At 61.3% G+C, this 15,441-nt stretch carries 15 protein-coding genes and 1 tRNA gene; 5 read left to right on the top strand and 11 right to left on the bottom strand.

Annotated elements, in window-relative coordinates; all coding sequences use genetic code 11:
- The first annotated feature begins 22 nt into the window (after positions 1 to 22).
- From R2J76_RS17465 to R2J76_RS17450, 4 genes are all read left to right on the top strand, one after another.
- Positions 23 to 508 (top strand): ferritin, encoded by a 486-nt coding sequence (locus R2J76_RS17465; RefSeq protein WP_316412930.1) that lies wholly within the window; start codon positions 23 to 25, stop codon positions 506 to 508.
- A gap of 73 nt (positions 509 to 581) precedes the next feature.
- On the top strand, positions 582 to 1,985 hold the full coding sequence (locus tag R2J76_RS17460; RefSeq protein ID WP_316412929.1) for a hypothetical protein: 1,404 nt from the start codon (positions 582 to 584) through the stop codon (positions 1,983 to 1,985).
- 7 nt (positions 1,986 to 1,992) lie between these two features.
- Positions 1,993 to 2,787, top strand: coding sequence for a glucosamine-6-phosphate deaminase (gene nagB / locus R2J76_RS17455; protein ID WP_316412928.1), 795 nt, complete (start codon positions 1,993 to 1,995; stop codon positions 2,785 to 2,787).
- 57 nt (positions 2,788 to 2,844) lie between these two features.
- A tRNA-Arg gene (locus R2J76_RS17450) sits at positions 2,845 to 2,920 on the top strand.
- A gap of 438 nt (positions 2,921 to 3,358) precedes the next feature.
- On the opposite strand, the gene R2J76_RS17445 is transcribed toward R2J76_RS17450, so the two are convergent.
- The 7 genes from R2J76_RS17445 to R2J76_RS17415 form a co-directional block, all read right to left on the bottom strand.
- Entirely contained in the window at positions 3,359 to 5,158 is a 1,800-nt protein-coding gene (locus R2J76_RS17445) for an ORC-CDC6 family AAA ATPase (RefSeq protein ID WP_316412927.1), read from the bottom strand.
- A 531-nt stretch (positions 5,159 to 5,689) separates the two neighbouring features.
- On the bottom strand, positions 5,690 to 6,829 hold the full coding sequence (locus R2J76_RS17440) for a Fic family protein (RefSeq protein ID WP_316412926.1): 1,140 nt from the start codon (positions 6,827 to 6,829) through the stop codon (positions 5,690 to 5,692).
- Between the two features lie 481 nt (positions 6,830 to 7,310).
- The gene (locus tag R2J76_RS21620; protein ID WP_394366847.1) at positions 7,311 to 7,739 is read right to left on the bottom strand and encodes a type I restriction enzyme HsdR N-terminal domain-containing protein; all 429 of its coding nucleotides are present in this window, start codon (positions 7,737 to 7,739) and stop codon (positions 7,311 to 7,313) included.
- 346 nt (positions 7,740 to 8,085) lie between these two features.
- Complete coding sequence (locus tag R2J76_RS17430; RefSeq protein WP_316412924.1) at positions 8,086 to 9,165, bottom strand: type I restriction endonuclease; 1,080 nt, start codon at positions 9,163 to 9,165, stop codon at positions 8,086 to 8,088.
- Between the two features lie 229 nt (positions 9,166 to 9,394).
- Entirely contained in the window at positions 9,395 to 10,000 is a 606-nt protein-coding gene (locus tag R2J76_RS17425) for a DUF3887 domain-containing protein (RefSeq protein ID WP_316412923.1), read from the bottom strand.
- 310 nt (positions 10,001 to 10,310) lie between these two features.
- Positions 10,311 to 10,571 carry a 4Fe-4S dicluster domain-containing protein gene (locus R2J76_RS17420; RefSeq protein WP_316412922.1) on the bottom strand — a complete coding sequence of 87 codons (261 nt, stop codon included), beginning with the start codon at positions 10,569 to 10,571 and terminating at the stop codon, positions 10,311 to 10,313.
- A gap of 137 nt (positions 10,572 to 10,708) precedes the next feature.
- Positions 10,709 to 11,641, bottom strand: coding sequence for a hypothetical protein (locus R2J76_RS17415; RefSeq protein ID WP_316412921.1), 933 nt, complete (start codon positions 11,639 to 11,641; stop codon positions 10,709 to 10,711).
- A gap of 63 nt (positions 11,642 to 11,704) precedes the next feature.
- On the opposite strand from R2J76_RS17415, the gene R2J76_RS17410 reads away from it, so the two are divergent.
- On the top strand, positions 11,705 to 12,106 hold the full coding sequence (locus R2J76_RS17410; RefSeq protein WP_316412920.1) for a hypothetical protein: 402 nt from the start codon (positions 11,705 to 11,707) through the stop codon (positions 12,104 to 12,106).
- A gap of 5 nt (positions 12,107 to 12,111) precedes the next feature.
- Here the strand turns inward: R2J76_RS17410 and R2J76_RS17405 are convergent, their stop codons facing one another.
- The 4 genes from R2J76_RS17405 to R2J76_RS17390 are packed head-to-tail and all read right to left on the bottom strand — an operon-like array spanning position 12,112 to position 15,441.
- A complete protein-coding gene (locus R2J76_RS17405; protein ID WP_316412919.1) occupies positions 12,112 to 12,870 on the bottom strand; it encodes an ABC transporter ATP-binding protein in 759 nt (252 codons plus the stop codon).
- Positions 12,867 to 13,802 carry an ABC transporter ATP-binding protein gene (locus R2J76_RS17400; protein WP_316412918.1) on the bottom strand — a complete coding sequence of 312 codons (936 nt, stop codon included), beginning with the start codon at positions 13,800 to 13,802 and terminating at the stop codon, positions 12,867 to 12,869. The genes R2J76_RS17405 and R2J76_RS17400 overlap by 4 nt, the downstream gene beginning before the upstream one ends.
- Positions 13,799 to 14,581 carry an ABC transporter permease gene (locus R2J76_RS17395; RefSeq protein WP_316412917.1) on the bottom strand — a complete coding sequence of 261 codons (783 nt, stop codon included), beginning with the start codon at positions 14,579 to 14,581 and terminating at the stop codon, positions 13,799 to 13,801. The genes R2J76_RS17400 and R2J76_RS17395 overlap by 4 nt, the downstream gene beginning before the upstream one ends.
- Positions 14,578 to 15,441 carry an ABC transporter permease subunit gene (locus R2J76_RS17390; RefSeq protein ID WP_316415900.1) on the bottom strand — a complete coding sequence of 288 codons (864 nt, stop codon included), beginning with the start codon at positions 15,439 to 15,441 and terminating at the stop codon, positions 14,578 to 14,580. Before R2J76_RS17390 ends, R2J76_RS17395 begins: the two co-directional genes overlap by 4 nt.

Genomic DNA, 15,441 nt, shown 5'->3' with positions numbered 1-15,441 from the left:
CCCTCCAACACCGGAGATCCCCATGATCGGCACCGCCACCCAGAACGCGTTGAACGCCCAGATCAACGCCGAGCAGTACACCTCCCAGCTCTACCTCGCCATGAGCGCCCACCTCTCCGAGAAGAGCTTCAAGGGCTTCGCCCACTGGCTCCGGGTCCAGTCGGCGGAAGAGGCCACCCACGCACTGAAGCTGGTGGATTTCGTCCTGGACCGCTACGGGAAGCTGGAGCTGCGCACCATCAATCCCCCGCCCACCAGCTTCAACGGCCCCACCTCCATCTTCGAGATGGTGCTCGCCCACGAGAAGGAGAACACCGCCAGCATCAGCAAATGCTACGAACTGGCCAAGTCCGAAGGGGACCACGCCACCGAGATCGCCCTGCAGTGGTTCGTCACCGAGCAGGTCCAGGAGGAGATCGCCGTGAACGAGGTGGTGGACCAGCTCCGCGCCATCGGGGAGCAGGGCGGGGCCATCTGGTACCTGGACCACAACCTGGCCAAGCGGTAGGAACATGGGGGCCCGGGTGCCGGCCCGGGCCCCACTTCTGGTACAAAGGAACCACGTCCGTTGCGAGGTTCCCATGTTCCGCCACGAAACCTTCGAAAGGAGCCTCTTCAACGCGCCCCCCGGCCGGAGCCTGGCGCTGGATCCCGGCTACCGCCCCCTGGCGCTAGGCCTGCGCGCCTTCCGGAAGGCCCTGGCCGCCCACGGATCCTCGGAGCGCGTGGTGCTGGGCCTGGAGCAGAACGCGGGCTGGGCGGTGCGCCTGGAGCTGGACGTGTTCCCCGGAGGCGCGGACGAGGACAGCCTGCGCTGCGTGTCCTGGATGCTCAACGGCCTCCTGTGGGCCTGCGGCGGCTCCCGGGCGGCGGTGTCCGGGCCCCGGGCCCTGTGCGAGGCCCTGGTGGAGGAGTACGGCCCCCGGGGTCCCTGGGCCTTCGAGCGCAGGATCATGGGGCTTGCCTTCGGCCGACCCTTCACCGTCGAGGCCATGGACGAGGTGCCCGCGCCTACCCCCCGGCCCCTGGCCCTGGGGGGGAACCTGGGGGGATGCCGCATCGGCTTCGACCTGGGCGCCAGCGACTACAAGGTGGCCGCGGTGAGGGACGGCGAGGTGGTCTTCAGCGCGGAACTGCCCTGGAACCCCAAGGCCGAGGCCGACCCCGCCTACCACTACGCCCGCATCAACGAGGGCCTCCGGCTCGCCGCGGGCCATCTGCCGCGGGTGGACGCCATCGGAGGCTCCAGTGCGGGGATCCTGGTGGACAACCAGGTGAGGGTGGCCTCCCTCTTCCGTGCCGTGCCCCCGGACCGCTTCGAGGCCCAGGTGCGACCCATCTTCCTGCGCCTGCGGGAGGAATGGGGCGTGCCCCTGGAGGTCATCAACGACGGCGACGTCACGGCCCTGGCCGGGGGCCTTTCCCTGGGGGAGAACGGCATCCTGGGCATCGCCCTGGGCTCCAGCGAGGCCGTGGGCTTCCTGGATCGGGGGGGCCGCATCACGGGCTGGCTCAACGAACTGGCCTTCGGCACCGTGGACGCCAACCCCGGAGCCGGCACCGACGACTGGTCCGGCGAACCCGGTGTGGGGGCCGCGTACTTCTCCCAGCAGGCCGTGGACCGCCTCGCGGGGCCCGCGGGCTTCGCCTTCCCCCAAGGGATGCCCCTCCCCGAACGGCTCCGGGACGTGCAGGAGCGCCTGGCCAAGGGCGACCCCATGGCCCGGGAATTCTTCCTGACCCTGGGCACGTACCTGGGCTACACCCTGCCCTGGTACGCGGAATTCTACGACCTGGAGCGCGCCATGATCCTGGGCCGGGTCACCTCCGGCGAAGGGGGGGAGCTCATCCTGGGCCGGGCCCGGGAGGTGCTGGGGGCCGAATTCCCCGCCCTGGCCCGGCGCGTCGGGGTCTTCCTTCCGGACGAGAAGAGCCGGCGCGTGGGCCAGGCCGTGGCCGCCGCCAGCCTTCCGCCCCTTTCCTGAGGTAGCCATGGAAGTCATCATCGCCCCCGACCGCCACAAGGCCGCGCTCCTCGTGGCCCGCATCGTCGCCAAGGAACTGCGGGCCGACCCCCGCCTCGTCCTGGGCCTGGCCACGGGCCGCACCATGGAGCGGGTCTACGCCTGTCTCGTGGACCTCCACCGCGGGGAGGGCCTGGACTTCTCAGTCTGCTCCACCTTCAACCTCGACGAATACATCGGCATCCCCGCCGACCACCCCTGTTCCTACCGCCGCTACATGGACGAGCACCTCTTCGCCCAGGTGAACGTCGCCCCCGGGCGCACCCACCTCCCCGACGGCATGGCCCCGGACCTGGGCGCCGAGTGCCGGCGCTACGAGAGCCTGATCCAGGCCGCCGGCGGCATAGGCCTCCAGCTCCTGGGCATCGGCAGCGACGGCCACATCGGCTTCAACGAACCCCTCTCCGCCCTGCGCAGCCGCACCCGCGAAAAGGCCCTCACCCCCTCCACCCTGGAGCAGAACGCCCCCATGTTCGGAGGCGACCCCGCCGCCGTCCCCCGCCGCGCGATCACCATGGGCGTGGGCACCATCCTGGATTCCCGCCGCTGCCTGATGCTCGTGACCGGCGAATCCAAGGCCGCCATCCTCGCCAAGGCCGTGGAGGGCCCCATCACCTCCATGGTCACCGCCTCCGCCCTGCAGCTGCACCCCCGCTGCCAGGTGGTGGTGGACGAGGAAGCCGCCGCCCACCTCCAGGGCATCGACTACTACCGCTGGATCTTCGCCAACGAACCCGAGTGGGCGGAGTTCCGGGGCGCCTGAGGCCGCGGGATCCCCAGGGCCCGGGTTTCAGGCTACAATGGCCGTTGGCTGAAAATAGGTCCCGTAGCTCAGGGGATAGAGCGACCGCCTCCTAAGCGGTAGGTCGGCAGTTCAATTCTGCCCGGGACCACCAGCCTGAAGAGGCCCGGAACCGCGAGGGGACGGGCTTTCCTATTTCTGGAGACCACTTTGTGGTTTTCCTTCCTCCCGGGGTTTTCAGAAATCCTTCCTGGATTTTGAGATCACGCCAGGGTCACGCCGACTGCGGAGGATTTAAGAAATGCCGATGGGAACACGGCTTGAGGAGTCCTCCAGGTTGTCACCAGTGGAACCATCCACCCCCGAACGAACTTGAGTCAGAGGCTCTAGGGGAGAAGATTAATTTTAAATCCATGTTTCCCTGGATTCGTGGTGAAGTAGGAGGAATCGGAGGTTCTCCTTCCCCTTGATTTGAGGAAGGTCCTGAACCCCTATATCTACCTAGCCTCCTGACGTTCAAACCTCAACTTCTCCCCCGTCAGGTTGTTGGTCTTCCTCTGGACTTCCGGACCCATAACAATGAACAAGTCAATCAGCCCTGAAGTGTTAATTGGATCAACTCTCCACACTTCGGACAAAGATTCGCCTTTTTATAAACTGGATGATTTTGGTCAATGATAGATTGGCAATTTGGACAAGTTTTTGTTTGGTCAATGACAAATATTTCTTCAGGAAGTGCCACATATCTCGCGGATCGCTTATCCGGCTTGTCGTATGTCATGATTTGATCGGCTAGGTTCGAGTCTTCGGATACAGATTTTAATTCCTCCTGTTGTTCCTCCGTGAATGGGAGACCAAACAATTTTCTATAGCTTGGACTTTTTAGGTGCTCAACAATGATGGCCTGATCAATAGCAACGACCAAGAAACGCTTGCCCTTTGAAGAAGGGGAAGAATAACTCTTGTCCCATACATGAAGCGCCCGGTTGTGAACAAGAAAGGCAAATAGCGGATTATGCTGAAACTTGGAATCTAGGATAAATGCGTGTTTTCGATTGACCTGAAGCACGTGGTGAATTATTGAATTGAATAATATATAAGCATCCCTATTTGGTTGAAGATTCTCAACCTTCTCTGCTCCAAGTTCCTTTGCGGCAATCTCGACGTCCTTTGAATTGATTAAATCTGACATTTCATGATCACGATTATAATGATGAATAAAGCTTGCCTGAAATAGCTGAAGAAAATCTCGTGAGTTCCCTTGTGAAAATACAAGCATTCTTTCTATTGCTTGTGGATTGAGTAATTGCGATATCGACTTTTCGGGATTTGATCCAATATCAAGAGTGGATTTGGGGTAGTATGTTTCTGCGATATGCTTGAGATGTTTAAATAATAAGTTAGTCATATGGACCCTGCAAGGTTCCGGATGGCTACCATACAGCAATTCCCCATCTAGATCGATTGCAGCAAAAATATCAGCAGTCTTTTCAAATCCAATAATATCTTGGCCTTTCATATCTGAAAATTTAGTTTGAAATGGCAGAATAGCAATTTTTACTGAAAAGAATGAAGAAGGCGAAAAGCAACGCTTGATATATTCTGCAAAATATGGTTGAACGGGCAGCGGAACAGAGCTCCATTCATCAATTAAAATGTAAAAAATTGAAATATCGTTAATTTTTAAAAATGACTCCATAGAATCTCGGATGCTGCTGAAATCCAATACAATTTCATAACTATGAGAAACATCAGAGTTTTCAGAATTCTGAAATTCATTGCTCGAATTTGCTTCCAGTTTTGCTGAAGGAAGCACGCTTCCTGTGAGAAGGTTAAGTTCGATTCCTCGCTTTGATTTGACATCTCTTAAGGTTTTCTTGTTTTCCGAAAATCGTCGGGAAGTTTCAATTTTTTTGCCTTGTATACATTTCTCAATTTGATCGAGCGCTTCAGCGCTTCGCCTTTTTACGATTAAGTCATAGCCGGTATTGGCCCTTGTGAATTCGTTGTGAAGTAGCACGCTTGCGTCAAGCACCCGGAGTTGAAGAAGAAGCGTTTGCAAGAATTTCCTAAAAAAGCGTGAAGCATATTCCTTTGAAGGCGCTTCATCTTGTCCAGACTCCTGCTTAATATCTCTGGAATCGATATATGCAGACAAAGCAGATTCTCCGGCTGCGCCTGTGTTAACATAGTCGTTTAAATACAAGAACAGGTGGCTTTTCCCGGTTCCCCGCCTCCCTTCGACAAATTGAGTTGTTGGGCATAAGATTCGCTGAAGATATCCGGCATCCACAAAGGCCTTTGTAACTACGTCTTTATCGAGCTTTTCGGCTCTTGGAGAGAGCTTACAGATCAAGGGGTATAAATCTGGATGCTTTAACGTCCTGGACATGAACTCTCCATTTCAATAGAAGGACACTCGAAGATCACAGGCAAAGCAATTGTGAATTAGATTAACAGGCTGGAAGCCAGAGGAGGGCCAATAAGCTGAAGGGGAGAAGGTGAGGTTAGATCCTCAGAAGGCTCGGTAACTCCATGGGTTCAGGACCTTCCTCAAATCAAGTGGAAGGATAACTTCTAGATCCTCCAACTCCACCAGGAAATCAGGGAAACATGGATTTCAAAATATTCTGCTCTCCTCGAGCCTCTGGCTCAAGCTCCATTGGGGGGGCCATTGGTAACAACCTGGAGAACTCCTCAAGCCATGTTCCCATCGGCATTTCCTGAATTCTCCCAAGTCGTCTGGACCCCGGCGTGACCCCAAAATCCAGGAGGAATTTCTGAAAATACCCGGAGGAAGGCAACCCACAAGGTGGTCTCCAGAAATGGGAAAACCGCTCCCCTCACGGTTTCGGGCTTCGTCTCGGGTTGGTGGTCCCGGGCAGAATTGAACTGCCAACCTACCGATTAGGAGGCGTTCGCTCTACCCTTCATTGAGGATCTCCAAAACTTTGTCGTAGGCGAAGAGACGATTTCTTGCGCCTCCGGTAATTTCCCTCAGAAGCCCGGCCTTGGCGAGCTGATCGAAGGCCCTGTTGATGGTCGATGGGGCCAACCTTTCGGATTGGGAAAGCACCGACGATGAGGCGATGGGATGCTTTTGCACGTAGTGGTGCACCTGGAATGCGGAGGCTGGCACCCCGATCGTTTGTAGCTTCTGCCGGTCTTCGGCAAATTGGGCGAGCAACCTTTTGGCCACGCTCACGGCGCCCTCGGCGGTTTCAGCCATTCCTTGAAACATGAAGTCCAACCATCGTTCCCAGTCCCCATCCTCCCTGACGGATTGAAGGAGGGCGTAGTAATGGGACCGATGCTTCTTCAGGAATAGGCTCAAATAGAGCATGGGCTCGCGCAGGACCCCCTCTTGGCTGAGGAGAAGAGAGATCAGAAGGCGGCCAACTCGGCCGTTGCCATCCAGGAAAGGGTGGAGCGTTTCGAATTGGAGGTGGGCCAGGGCTGCCTTGGTCAGCGGGTCCAGATCGGAGTGGAGGAATCTTTCCCATGCTGAAAGGCAATCCGGGAGCGATTCGTGGGGAGGGGGCACAAAGGCGGCGTTCCCGGGTCGGCTTCCGCCAATCCAGTTCTGGGAACGCCGGAATTCACCGGGCATCTTGCCGCTGCCCCGGCCTCTGGAAAGCAGTACCTCGTGAATCTCCCTTACCAGCCTGAGGCAGAGAGGGAATCCATCCCTCAGTCGTTTCAACCCATGATCAAGGGCGGCCACGTAGTTCGAGACTTCCACCACGTCTTCCATGGGGACGCCTGGCGCCAATCGGTTTTCATAGGCAAGGAGATCCGAAAGGGATGACTGAGTGCCTTCGATCTGGGAAGACAGCACCGCTTCCTTTCGGACGTAGCTGTAGAGAAACAGCGTCGGGTCGGGAAGCAAGGTCGTGACCCCATCCAGCCTGCCGAGGGCGGTTGACGCCTTCTGGTGCCTCAGGAGCAGGGATGGGTTCCAGGCCAAGGGAGGGTCTGGAGGGAGGGGTTTGGGCAAGAAGGCCCGCACCTCCTCACCGAGGGTGGCATGGACAATGAATGTTCCGGTTGACTCTCGACGCATGGCTCCAATTCCAGGAATCAAATTAACGGAAGGCATAATTTTCGTTTCTGGCAAAAACAAAAATAAGCTGTTCGATGGGATGCGCAAGATGGGGATTTTTGTCCTGCCTGGGGAGAGAAAGGATGGGAGATCAGGCCGGCGAGAGTCGCTTCGGAGCAGTCGCCGATGGTTTGGTTGATCCCCTCTTTCATCCCCTAAATCCCTGTGCATCCGATTCATCCCTGTTCCCGCAGGGCCAGCGATGAGGTGGGGCGACGCGCTGTTGATCTGCATTCACCGACCCATCCCTGCTCTGGCCCTGCGAGAACAGTGATGAAACAGATACCCAGGATGCAGGGGATCAGCCGCCGAACGCAGTCCGTTTCAGGCTGAGGAGCCAGTCCGTGGTTTTCATGGAATAGCCACCTGCTGGCTTCGCAAGTGAAAGCTGGAGTGGGTAGGAAACCTGGGCTAGCTTCTGGGTTTAGGCTTACCCCGACTCTTAACGCCTCAATACCCTTCGAAGGTCTGCGACCCGGGACTTGGAAATTGATCCATGAAGGAGATGGAAGCGGGATCCAAGGGTTTCCCTGGTCCCCTGGAATACCTCGACATCGGTTTCCAATGCGCTTTTGAATCGGAAAACACGAAGATCATCACCATTGGTAACCAGGTAAAACGGTGCCCCAAGGAACATGGCATAGCTTCTAGCCTGCTCTACAGCCTGCTCAAGACGGGTCCCGTTTCGTTTTGCTTCGACTATGAGGAGAACATTGTCCCGACTCCGGTTCGTTCCATCGTAAAGAACAAAGTCCGCTTCTCCTTTGACTTTCCTGCTCCCTATTGTCATCTCGATCGTGCAGCCATCGACCCGGTCTTCCTCGCTATATCCAAGTCGTTCCAGGAGCGGAATGATGAATCGGATCTCCACTTCCTTCTCGGAGGCAAACTGTTTCGCGGTGATGGATTGAAACCATGCTTCTTGCCCGTCATTCAACGATTCGATGGACGGCCCCTTGGGGGCTGAGATGTGTACCCAATCCTCCCTGCGACAGTCCAGAAGAGGTGGGGCTACGGTGAGTCCAACCCGGTCCAAGCTTTTTGCAAGGGTTGTAAGCCGTTCCTGAGTTCGTGTTCTGAATCCGAAAAGTTTTAAGATATTGCGAAGCAGAATTCGCCGTGTCCCCTTTGAAGATGAAATAACGCTGTCGCGGAACGCCAGCAAGCGGGTTTCGAAAACCTCCTCCTCAAGCCCAGAGATCAACCTTCACCCTCCTTCACGCCTTCGCTAGGTAGATGTCGAGAGTCTTTCGGAGGCGATCTGAATGCTTATAGATGTCTGAAAGATCCTGGATCGGAATTTTTTCCTCCTTTCGTTCTTCATTGAATATTCCGATGGCTTTTTTTGCTGTATTAAACCAGAGGCGGCATAACGGTTTCCGGTTGTTGTCCTCGAAAAGGACGGCGCAGTATGTTTGTCCGTCACGGATAGTCACCTTCTTTGGATCTACATCCTGGCAAAGAATTGCCCGGATGATGAAAAATCCCTCCCACTCCTCGGCGGTGGTGATGATTTTCGACTCATCTTCCGTTGGAGCAGCTATGACGGGATCGGGAGTTGCCAACTCTCGTTCTTGGGCTTGATTGCCTTCGAGTGCAATCTGCAGACTTTTGCCAATGCGTTCACTGATCATCTGATGAAAAGCACGGCGTATCAGGGTGGAAAACTGCTCGCGTATTGGCTGGGTCATCCTGCCGTTATAGACACGCCTGGAAAGCAGGGAGATCAGTTCATCGCATGGGGCGTTGAATTCATCTGTGAGCAGCCTTTTAAATTCCCTGGTGTATTTCAAATCCATAGCCGTGTTGAGAATCGTGCTGACGTCAAAAACGGGCTTGGTGAATTTCTTCAATTCTTCGGTGTCCTGGTCCTTGAAATCCTGGATGTCGAACTCCAGGAAGGGGCGCTCATCCATCTTGTTGCGCTCCTCCAGATCGGTGAAGAACCGGTATTGGGTGCCGTTGGTAAGGATGGCAAAACGAGCCTCCGTCACCGTGAAATATCTGAATAGCTGGGAGAACTGGACCAAGCCAAGATCGGTTCCGACTTTTTTGCACTCGAAAAGAATGATCGGTTTCCCGTCCCGCAAAATTGCGTAGTCAACCTTCTCTCCCTTCTTTATTCCGACATCGGCATCAAGTTCAGGGCGAACCTCCGTAGGATCAAATACGTCATATCCCAGTGCCTTGATGAATGGCAAGACCAACGCGTTCTTGGTTGCTTCCTCTGTTTGGAGGTGCGGAAGCTGCGTTTGCACTTTTGACGCAAGGAGCTTGATCTGGTCCAGGAAGTCCATTGGCTGACCTCACGATTTGGGGATGTTTAAGAAATGATAAGCCTTGTGGTTTTTTCTGCAAGGATTCCCATAAACCCCAATCAATTAGCCGTGGAAGTAGGTCGGAGCCAATGCTGGCGCACGGAGACGTGTAGCCGAATAGAGGCGGACACTAACCAACCCAGGAGAAATTCGCGGGCGCTGTTCACTGAATTCAACTTTCCCGAGCAACTCCCCCTGGGAAATCAGTTCAGGAGGGTTCCTTGGCCTTAAGGTATTCCAGGAATAGGGGCGAGTCGTATCGTATTTCGACGATGGACCACGAATCGCCCTTTTTACGCAGGGAGAAGGATATCGTCCCCTTGGCATTTTCAAATTCGCAGGTGTAGACGATTCGGCCCCATTTTCCTTTGAGGTCGGATCCGATCTGCACGAACTGAGGCTTCTTCTCCTTGAGGGGTCCCAGCTTTTCCTGGAAGCCCTTCTCCAGGGCGAGATAGTTCTCCTCCTTGACCGCTGAATGCAGCTCCTCTCCAAAATCCTTGTAGGCACCGTGATAATCGCCTGCCCGTACCTTGGCGAGGTAGGACTCCACGGCGGGCGCGAACTCGCGGTCTCCGGCTTGAAGCCCGCCTTTGACCATCAGGAAACAACTGGCCAGAAGGAGCAGGAAGGCAACGACAAGTCCGCCACAGCCCCAGAGGATCCAGATGGCTCGGAATCCCTTCCTTGGGCCGCTCGTCAGGTCCGCGGCAGGAGCCTCGTAGGGGTGCGGAGACCGGGGCAGGATCTCACCGCAGTTGAAGCAGGTTGTCGCATCCTCCAGGTTCAGGCTTTCACATTTCGAGCATCGCAAGGATGGGACCTCCCGGTCTGTTTGTTCCGGACGCTCCTGGGATCAGGACGTGGATTATGGGCTGATTGGGCTTTCTAGGGTGCCATCTTGACACACGCAGGGCGATCCCGTCAGCAGCATCCCGACCCATGGCGGCGAAGGCTTTCAACGACCATGTCCATCGGGTCGTTTTCCAGCCCGGCCAAATCCCCGCGGAGCGCCCGCGAGAGAACGACGGCCTCCGAAAGGGCAGATCGGCGGTTCATGTCCGGGACCTGCCGCGCTCGACGCCGATCCCCAGGGCCCTTCCCGCCTCAGCCTGGAACCCCGCCTACCCCTTGAAATGGGCGGCGTTCTTTTCGATGTAGGCCTCGTATTCCCCCGGAACGTCCTCCAGGGGGTAGATCGCGGACACCGGGCACTCGCTCACGCAAGCGCCGCAGTCGATGCAGCTATCGGGATCGATGAAGAGCTGATCCACCTTGTCGAAGTCGGCTTCGTTCTTGGCGGGGTGGATGCAGTCCACGGGGCACACCACGACGCAGGCCGTGTCCTTGGTGCCGATGCAGGGTTCCGTGATCACATGGGTCATGCCAGCCTCCATGCGGGGGGGGTGCGCGGATGACGACCCGCCCAATGTAGGGTGGGCACGGGGCCGCGCAACCCCCCCCTGCGCCTGAAGGGTCATCGCATTGGCAGGCAAAGGGTCCCCGCCCGAAAGGGACCGGCCTACGAACCAGGAGGCGGTTGCTCTGCTCGCCTCTTCAGTTCGGCGATGAGGTCATCCTTCTCGGCCAGGGCCTTTTCCTTCTCGACCAGGGCCTTTTCTCTCTCGGCCTGTTCGGCCAAGGTCTCGGCCTGTTCGGCCAAGGCCTTGTCCCGCTCAGCCACCGCCTGCCGCAGGTCCGAGGATTCGCGGGCCTGGTCCCGGAAGGCGGCCAGCATATCGTCCTCCACATCCATCCAGTCCCGCACCTCCTGCTCGGCGCTGGCGCGCATGAGGCGGCGAAGCACCTCCCGGTGCCTTTCCGGGAAGTTCTCCTCCAGGATGTCCAGCAGGTGCGGGTCTGTGCGGGACGCCAGGCCCTGGTCGAACACTTCCAGCAGGCGCTCGAGTTCGGTGCGCCGGCGGTTCTTGAGCCGGTTGATCTGCACGACGATGGCGTCGTGGGTGAGCGCCTCCACGAAAGGATCCGTGATGCGCACCTCCTCGCCCGTGGCCAGGTCCAGGTACTGCCGGTTGATCCTCAGCACCGGCACGTCGACGCAATCCAGGCCCTCGCCCAGGAAATAGATCGTGACGATGGGCAGGGCCTGCTTCCGGCCATCCTGATCCAGGTAGACGTTCTCCGGGCTGGCGTAGTTGGAACCCAGGTAGCGCCGGAAACGCTGCACGTCCCAGGCGCTGCGGGCCTTCTGGATCTCGATCAGGACCAGCTTGCGGCTCCCGTCCTCCAGGCGCACCGTCGCGGCGAAATCCAGGCGCAGGACCAGGAGCTGGGTGGCGTCGGGCCTGGCCGCCTCGTGGTGCACCTCCGTGGGCCGGAACTGCAGTTCGAGCACCTCCTTGCCCAGGAGGGCGGAGAGCAGCAGCCGGGCGACCTTCTCGTCGTCGAGGAGGTACTTGAACACGACGTCATAGATGGGGTTGGCGATGCGCACCGGCCCGGGACCTCCCGGGGGAAGTCTAGCGTCCACCCCCGGCGGGATGCCACGGAACGCCTCATGGCCGCGGCCCTCCAGGGCTTGGGCAAACAGTCAGGCGTGACCGTCCTCCTCCACGCGTCGGCGGAGGGCCTGGACGCCAGCACCTGCGCGGATCTGCGGGGCATGGACTTCCGGAGGGCCCTGGACAATCTCATGCTGCAGAACGATCTCTTCTACAAGGCCCTGGACCCCACGTCCATCATGGTATTCCGGAAGAAGCCCCTCCAGGCGGGCAAGCCCGGCCCCAACGAGCGGGCCATGAAGACCACCGTGCACCTCAAGGACGGCGAGACCGCCGTCTTCGGTGGCTTGCGGGAGGACGGCAAGGGCGGTGGCGCCCAGGCGGGGACCCGCGGGAAGGATACGAGGGACCGCCTCCTGGTGGTCAAGCCCACGGTGGTGCGCTGGGGGGAGTTCTAGCGGGATCACAGGGGTGAGGCCAGCCTTGGCAGGGCCCCCACCAGGGCCCGGGTGAAGGGATGCTCCGGGTGGTCGAAGAGGGCCTGGGACGGACCCTCCTCCACGATGATCCCGTCCCGCAGCACCAGGGTGCGCTCGGCCATGTGGCGCACCACGTCGATGTTGTGGGAGACGATCACCATGGCCATGGCGCGCTCCCGGCGGATCTCCAGGAGGAGGTTGAGGATCTGGGCCTGCACGGAGGTGTCCAGGGCCGAGACGGGCTCGTCCGCGAAGAGCAGGTCGGGGGCGAGGGAGAGGGCCCGGGCGATGACCACCCGCTGCTTCTGGCCGCCGCTCAGTTCCGCGGGGAGCCGGGGGGCCACGGCGGCGGGGAGGCCCACCTGGTCCAGGAGGGCCGGGATGCGGGCCCGGCGCTGGGCCCGGGCCAGGCCCTGCACGCGGAGGGGTTCCTCCAGGATCTCCTGGATGGACCAGAAGGGATTGAGCACGGCGGAGGGGTCCTGGTGGACGGCCTGGATGCGGCGGCGCAGGGCGCGCCAGGCCGGGCTCCCCGCGGGGGGCATGGGCTCGCCCCGGTAGAGCACCTCGCCCGCGTCGGGCCGTTCCAGGCCCATGAGGATCCGGCCGAAGGTGGTCTTGCCCGAGCCGCTCTCGCCCACCAGGCCCAGGGTGCGGCCCTCCCCCAGGGCCAGGCCCACCCCGGCCAGGACGGGCCGGCCCTGGTAGGCCTTGCGGATGGCCCGGGCTTCCAGGAGGTTCATGGGGCCTCCCCGGGGGGATGGAAGCAGGCGTGGCCTTCGGGGAACCAGGTGTAGGGCCGGCTGAGGCAGTCGTCCCGCGCGGCGGCGCACCGGTCCGCGAAGACGCAGGGGGGGATGGCCTGGGGGGTGACCAGGGGCACCTGGCCGGGGATGGCCGCCAGGGGCGCGCCGGCCTCCCGGGGGAACCTCGCGCAGGCGATGAGCGCCTCGGTGTACCGGTGCCGGGGGTGGCCCAGGACGCGGGCGGTGGGGCCGCTTTCCATGGGGCGCCCGGCGTAGATCACCAGCAGATCGTCGCAGCGCTGGGCGGCCAGGGGCAGGTCGTGGGTCACCAGGAGCACCGCCAGGCCCAGTTCCCGCTGCAGGTTGGCCACCAGGTCCAGCACCTGGGCCTGGACGGTGGTGTCGAGGGCGGTGGTGGGCTCGTCGGCCACGAGGATGCGGGGCCCCGCCGCCAGGGCCATGGCGATGCAGATGCGCTGGAGCATGCCGCCCGAGAAGGTGGCGGGCACGTCCCCGGCGCGGGCGGCGGCGATGCCCACCCGGTCCAGCCAGTGGGCCGCTCCCCGCGCGGCCTCGCCCCGGGGGAGGCCCCGGTGCAGTTCCAGCACCTCGGCGATCTGCCTGCCCACGGCCATGCGGGGGTTCAGGGCCAGGCGGGGCTCCTGGAAGACCATGGCGATGACCTTGCCCCGCAGGCGCCTCCAGTCCCGGGGCTCCTCCCCCAGGATCCGCAGGTGCCCCGCCACCTCGAAGCGCTCCTCGGACAGGAGGCCCAGGAGGGCCAGGGCCGTGAGGCTCTTGCCCGAGCCGCTCTCGCCCACCAGGCCCAGGGTGCGGCCCGGAGCCAGGTCGAAGGAAAGGCGGTCCACCAGGAGGTTCCCGCCCCGCAAAGCGATGGTGAGGTCCCGGGCCTCCAGGTGCGCGCTCACGCGTCCTCCCCCGCCAGGAGGGCCTTGCCCACCAGGGAGAAGCCGATGGAGATGAGCAGGAGCAGGATCCACACGGGCACGACGATGCGCCATTCCCCCAGGATGAGGTTGCGGTAGTTGCTTCCCACGTACGTGCCCAGGCTGGGGGTGGTGGGGGGCAGGCCGAAGCCCAGGAAGCTGATGGTGGATTCCATGAAGATCACCGCCGGCACCCGCAGCAGGAAGACCGCGAGGACGAAGCCCTTCATCTGGGGCAGCAGGTGGCGCGCCAGGATCCAGGCCTCGCCCGCGCCCAGGGCGCGGCTGGCGGCCACGAACTCCGCCTCGCCCAGGGCCTTGAGGCGGGCCCGGAACATGAGGGCCGGCACGGCCCACCCGATCACCGAAAGGGAGGCGCCCACGGCCAGGGTGGGGTCCAGGTCCAGGAAGCCCAGGTCCCGGGCCGTGCGCAGGAGGAAGGCCATGGTGATGAGCACCAGGATGTCGGGCAGGGCGAAGAAGAATTCCGAGACCTTGGTGATGGCGAAATCCACGGCGCCCTTGCCCTGGGCGCCGGCCAGGGCCAGCAGGATGCCCAGGGCGGTGGTGAGGCCCGCCACGCCCCCGGCCAGGGCCATGGAGCGGCCCAGGCCCCCCAGGGCGCGCTCGCAGACGGTCTTCGTGGGGAACTCCAGGTCCATGCCGAAGGGGCAGGCCTGGATCCAGCGGGGCAGGAAGGACAGCGCCAGCAGGAGCAGGAGGAGGGTGAGGCCCGTGAGGCCCTTGGCGCGCGGGGTCATGGCCGGGGCTCCAGCCAGGCGCGAAGGCCCTGGGCGGCCATGGACACCAGCACCAGGAGGGCCGCGAACACCGTGGTCCCCACCACCACCAGCGCGGCCTGGCGCTGCTCGGCGGCGTACACGTAGAGGTAGCCGAAGCCGTGGATGTTGAAGACCCGCTCGGCGATGAAGCTGCCGGTGAGCAGGAGGGTGACCTTGGGCACCGCGCCGTCCAGGAGCGTCAGGGTGGCGTTGGGCATGGCGTGGCGCCAGACGATGCGGTCCTCGGGGAGGCCCTTGGCCCGGGCCGTGAGGATGTAGGGCCGGGCCATCTCCCGGGCCAGGGCGCCGTACAGCACCTGGCCGAAGAAGGCCGCCGCCGGCAGCGCCGTGGCCAGGGCGGCGGCCGCCTCGAAGGGGAGGCGGGATCCGGCCAGGTGGGTGCCCAGGGGTATGGCCAGCGCCAGCGCGAAGAAGAAGGGCGGCGTGGCGTAGATGAGGTCCGGCAGCACCTCCAGGGTGCGCCGGTCCAGGCGGCTGCGGGTGCGCACCCGGAACCAGGCGTAGAGGTAGGCCCAGCCCAGGGAGAGGACCAGCCCCAGGAGGCCGATGCGCAGGCTGCTGCCCAGCGCCGCGGCCAGGTCGCCGATATCGAAGCCCTGCTGGTCGTTGCCCAGGGGTTCGCCCCGGGCCAGCTTGACCCAGGGCCGCAGGAACCCCAGGGGCCGGCCCTTGCCCAGGTCCCGCTCCATCTGGGCCTGCAGGGACACCACCTGGGGGCGCTTGGCGTCCTCGTTCACGGGCACGGGAAGGCGCACCACCAGGGCCTGCACCAGGAAGGCGACGATGGGGATGATGGCCAGGTCCCGCAGGATGCGCAT

The organism is Mesoterricola silvestris, from assembly GCF_030295405.1.
Taxonomy (GTDB): domain Bacteria; phylum Acidobacteriota; class Holophagae; order Holophagales; family Holophagaceae; genus Mesoterricola; species Mesoterricola silvestris.
This window is presented reverse-complemented; position numbering and strand designations above follow the sequence as displayed.